At 67.3% G+C, this 4767-nt stretch carries 3 protein-coding genes; all 3 read right to left on the bottom strand.

The window, feature by feature from the left end; all coding sequences use genetic code 11:
• Nucleotides 1–1910 (bottom strand): 1-deoxy-D-xylulose-5-phosphate synthase (gene dxs, locus DBR34_RS08320; RefSeq protein WP_128096445.1); only part of this gene is annotated, 1910 nt, incomplete at its 3' end.
• A 112-nt stretch (nt 1911–2022) separates the two neighbouring features.
• Complete coding sequence (locus tag DBR34_RS08325) at nt 2023–2682, bottom strand: HNH endonuclease (RefSeq protein ID WP_128096442.1); 660 nt, start codon at nt 2680–2682, stop codon at nt 2023–2025.
• Nucleotides 2683–2921: 239 nt separating this feature from the next.
• The gene (locus DBR34_RS08330) at nt 2922–4715 is read right to left on the bottom strand and encodes an acyl-CoA dehydrogenase C-terminal domain-containing protein (protein ID WP_128096443.1); all 1794 of its coding nucleotides are present in this window, start codon (nt 4713–4715) and stop codon (nt 2922–2924) included.
• Nucleotides 4716–4767: the final 52 nt, after the last annotated feature.

The raw sequence follows: 4767 nt of genomic DNA on the forward strand, positions 1-4767 counted from the left end.
CACCCCGCCGCGCTGAGCGGTTGCCCATCGCGGGCCAGCTGCGGCCAGCGCTTCAGCACCGCCGCGCGGATACCGGCGGCATCGATCCCGGCTTCGGCCAGCAGGTCTTCGCGGCTGGCGTGGTGCTGGAAGCTGTCGGGCAGGCCCAGGTGCAGGATCGACTTGAGCACGTCCTCGGCATTGAACAGTTCGGCCACGCCCGACCCGGCCCCACCAGCTACCACGTTGTCTTCAATGGTGACGAAGCCGTCGTGGGTACGCGCCAGCTCGAGCAGCAGGGCGCGGTCGAGCGGCTTGATGAAGCGCATGTTGACCACGCTCAGCCCCAGCTCACGGCCCACCGCTTCGGCGGCCGGCACGGTGCTGCCGAAGGCCAGCAGGGCCACGCGGCTGCCCTGTACGCGCAGGTCGGCCTTGCCGATCTCCAGCGTGGACAGATCGGTGCCCGCGTCCACGCCGGTGCCACTGCCGCGCGGGTAACGCACCGCGGCCGGGCCGGAATGGCGCAGGCCGGTGGTCAGCATCTGCCGGCATTCGGCTTCGTCGGCCGGTGCCATCACCACCATGTGCGGGACGCAGCGCAGGAAGCTCAGGTCGAGGTTGCCGGCATGGGTAGCGCCATCGGGGCCGACGACGCCGGCGCGGTCGATCGCGAACAGCACGTCCAGCTCCTGCACGGCCACGTCGTGCACCAGCTGGTCGTACGCGCGCTGCAGGAAGGTGGAGTAGATCGCCACTACCGGCTTGGCGCCCTGCGTGGCCATGCCCGCCGCCAGCGTCACCGCATGCTGTTCGGCGATGGCCACGTCGAAGTAGCGCTCCGGGTATTCCTTGCTGAAACGGACCAGGCCCGAACCTTCGCGCATTGCCGGGGTGATGCCCACCAGCCTGGGTTCGGCCGCCGCGGCATCGCACAGCCAGTCGCTGAACACATCGGTGTAGGTCGGCTTCTTGGCGGCGCCCTTGGACACCAGGCCCTTGTCCGGATCGAACGGCCCGACGGCGTGATAGCCGATCTGGTCGCCTTCGGCACGCTCGTAGCCCTTGCCCTTGGTGGTCATCACGTGGAGCAGCTTCAGGCCCTTGAGGCCCTTGAGCGTCTTCAGCGTGGCGACCAGTGCCGGCAGGTCGTGGCCATCGATCGGGCCGGTGTAATGGAAGCCCATCTCTTCGAAGAACGTGGACGGCACGAACATGCCCTTCCAGTGCTCTTCCCAGCGCTTGACGAAGCGCGCGGTGGGGTTGTTCTTCTTGTCGCCGAGGATCTTCTTGCCGCCTTCGCGCAGCGCGTTGAGCGTGCGGCTGCCGGTGGCGCGGCCAAGCATCTTGGTCAGCCCGCCGACGGCCTCGGAGATCGACATGTTGTTGTCGTTGAGGATCACCAGCAGGTTCGGTTCGCTGTCCATGCCGCCGGCGTGGTTGAGCGCCTCGTAGGCCATGCCGGCGGTCATCGCGCCGTCGCCGATCACCGCCACCACCTTGCGCTCGTCGCCTTCCAGCTGGCGCGCGATGGCCATGCCGAGCGCGGCCGAGATCGAGGTCGAGGAGTGGCCCACACCGAAGGTGTCGAACTCGCTCTCTTCGCGCTTGGGGAACGGCGCCACGCCGTCCTTCTGCTTGACGGTATGGATCGCGTCGCGGCGACCGGTGAGGATCTTGTGCGGGTAGGTCTGATGGCCCACGTCCCAGACCAGCTGGTCGACCGGGGTCTGGTACAGGTAGTGCAGGGCCACGGTCAGTTCGATCACGCCCAGCCCTGCACCGAAATGGCCGCCGCTCTTGCCGACCGATTCGATCAGGTAGGCACGCAGTTCGTCGGCGATGGCGGGCAGTTCGGATTCATCGAACCTGCGCAGGTCATCCGGAGACTGGATGCGCGACAGGCGGGGATAGCGGGCGGAATCGATCATGTTTATCGCGCTTCTTCTGAGCGCCTATTTTCCCCCCCAAACCGGGGTGGGGCAAGCAAACCGCCTTCGGGGTGACCAAACGGTGACGGTGCCTGCGTCAGTTGGTCGCAGGTCAGGCCGCCAGTTTGGAGCGTTTGGGCAGCTGCGCCTTCAGGAACGCCATCTGGTCGGCCAGGATGTTGCGGTTGGACAGGATCATGTGTTCGATCCAGCTGGGCCGGTACGGCACGGCCAGCAGCGGCATGCCGGCCTGCTGCGGGGTGCGGTCGCTTTTGCGCGAGTTGCAGTGGAAACAGGCGCTGACCACGTTTTCCCACACGTCCAGGCCGCCCTTGGAGAGCGGCATGACGTGGTCGCGGGTCAGTTGCGGGCGGTTGAACTGCTGGCCGCAGTACAGGCACAGGTGCGCGTCGCGGGCGAACAGCGCCTGGTTGGACAGGTTCGGGGTGGGGTCCAGCGCACGCGAACGCGCGTGGCCACGTGCGGCGATGATGGGGTGCAGGTCCATGCCGCTCTGTATGCCGGTCAGGCGACTGGTGCCGCCATGGATGTGCAGGCAGGGGTCACCCAGGGTCCAGGCGACGGCATCACGGGCATACAGGCAGGCCGCATCCTGCCAGTTGATCCAGTCCAGTACCCGGCCGTGGGCATCCAGCGACAGCAACCGGACGCTGCCAGGCCGATGCAGCGTGGCGACGGGCGATACTTCGTCGACCGGGGCGGACGAGGCTCCGGTATCGATCAGACCTAGGCGTGTAGTGTCTGTCTCCATCGGGAAAACAGCTTATACCCGAATCGTTACGAATTGGGTATAGGCGCTTGGGCGCCCGTACCCAATTCGTAACGATTCGGTGGGGCATTCCACCTGAACCCCGCGCCGATGGCGCGCCCCCTTTAACAAAAAGGGGGCTTTTCTCCAGACGGGGCGCGGGTCGTGCGAGCAAAGGGCGCGACCTGGCGGGCGCAACCGACCGGTAGCCACCGACCGTTGGTCGGTGGCCCGGTGAACGATCAGCCTTCCCCGAAATGCGCATCCGCCATCGCCATCAGCGGCGCGGCGCCGCTCTGGATCGCAGCGGCGTGGCTGAGCGTGCGCGGCAGCACGCGGGCGAAGTAGAAGCGGGCGGTGTCGCGCTTGGCCTGCTTGAACGCCTCGCCCTGCGCCGAGGCCTCGGCGGCGGCAACGCTGCGTGCCCACCAGTAGGCCAGCACCACGTAGCCGGAATAGAACAGGTAATCGAAGCTGGCCGCACCCAGCTCGTCCGGGTTGCCGGCCGCGCGCTGCAGGGTGGCCATCGTCAGCGCGCCCCATTCCTTGGCCTTCTCGCGGAGTGGACCGATGAACTCGGCGACCGCTGCGTTGCCTTCGTTGGCCTGCGCGAACGCCTCGATCTCGGCCAGCATCAGCTTCAGCCCGGCGCCCTGGCTGGACGCGGTCTTGCGCCCGATCAGGTCCAGCGCCTGGATCCCGGTGGTGCCTTCATACAGCGTGGTGATGCGCGCATCGCGGGCCAGCTGTTCCATGCCGTGCTCGCGGATGTAGCCGTGGCCACCGAAGCACTGCAGGGCGTTGTAGGTGTTCTCGATGCCCCATTCGGTCTGGCAGGCCTTGGAGATCGGGGTCAGGAAGCTCACCAGGGTGTCGGCGCGCTCGCGCTCGCCGGCATCGTCGGCGTGGTGGGCCACGTCGACCAGGGTGGCCGCGTGCAGGGCCAGCAGGCGGCTGCCTTCGACCAGCGACTTGATGGTCAGCAGCATGCGGCGCACGTCCGGGTGGACCAGGATCGGGTCGGCCGGCTTTTCGGGATGCTTCGGGCCGCTCAGCGAGCGCGACTGCAGGCGTTCGCGGGCGTACTTGAGGGCGTTCTGGTAGGCGCGTTCGGACAGGCCGATGCCCTGCAGGCCAACGCCCAGCCGCGCGGTGTTCATCATGGTGAACATCGCCTGCAGGCCCTTGTGCGGCTGGCCGACCAGATAGCCTTCGGCGCCGTCGAAGTTCATCACGCAGGTGACCGAGCCCTTGATGCCCATCTTGTGTTCGATCGAGCCGCAGCGCAGCGCGTTGCGCGCGCCGACCTTGCCCTCACGGTCCACCTTGAACTTGGGGGTGACGAACAGCGAGATGCCCTTGGCACCGGCTGGGGCGTCGGGCAGCTTGGCCAGCACCAGGTGCACGATGTTGTCGGTGAGGTCGTGCTCGCCGGCGGTGATGAAGATCTTGGTGCCGGTGATGGCATAGCTGCCATCGGCATTGGGTTCGGCCTTGGTCTTGAGCAGGCCCAGATCGGTGCCGCAATGCGGTTCGGTCAGGCACATGGTGCCGGTCCAGCGGCCTTCGATCAGCGGCTTCAGGAAGGCTTCCTGCTGCCACGCTTCGCCGTGCTGCTTGAGTGCTTCGATGGCGCCGTGCGAGAGCAGGGGGAAGTTGCCCCAGGCCAGGTTGGCGGCGTTGATCATTTCGTTGAGCGGCACGCCGAGGGTGTGCGGCAGGCCCTGGCCGCCCAGTTCCGGCGCGGCGGTGAGGCCGGTCCAGCCGCCGTCGACGAACTGCGCATAGGCCTGCTTGAAGCCGGGCGGGGTGGTGACTTCGCCGCTGGCCTGGTCGAGCACGCAGCCGATTTCGTCACCCACGCTGTTGAGCGGCGCCAGCACGCTGGTGCTGAAGCGGCCGGCTTCCTCGAGGACGGCGTCGACCACGTCGGTGGTGGCGTCGGTGAAGCCGAGGCGGGCGAACAGGGGTTCGACCTTGAGCACGTCATGCAGGGCGAAACGGATATCGGAAAGCGGTGCGGTGTAGCTGCTCATCGTCAGGTCTCGATCAGGTGCAAAGGGGGGCGGGCGGTGCGCGGGTCAGCGC

Origin of the sequence: Stenotrophomonas sp. HMWF003, from assembly GCF_003061285.1 — a bacterium.
GTDB classification, from domain to species: Bacteria; Pseudomonadota; Gammaproteobacteria; order Xanthomonadales; family Xanthomonadaceae; genus Stenotrophomonas; species Stenotrophomonas maltophilia_AP.

Coding starts and splice junctions, on each gene's coding strand:
- DBR34_RS08325 (WP_128096442.1), bottom strand. CDS start 2,682: ATGGAGACAGACACTACACGCCTAGGTCTGATCGATACCGGAGCCTCG.
- DBR34_RS08330 (WP_128096443.1), bottom strand. CDS start 4,715: ATGAGCAGCTACACCGCACCGCTTTCCGATATCCGTTTCGCCCTGCAT.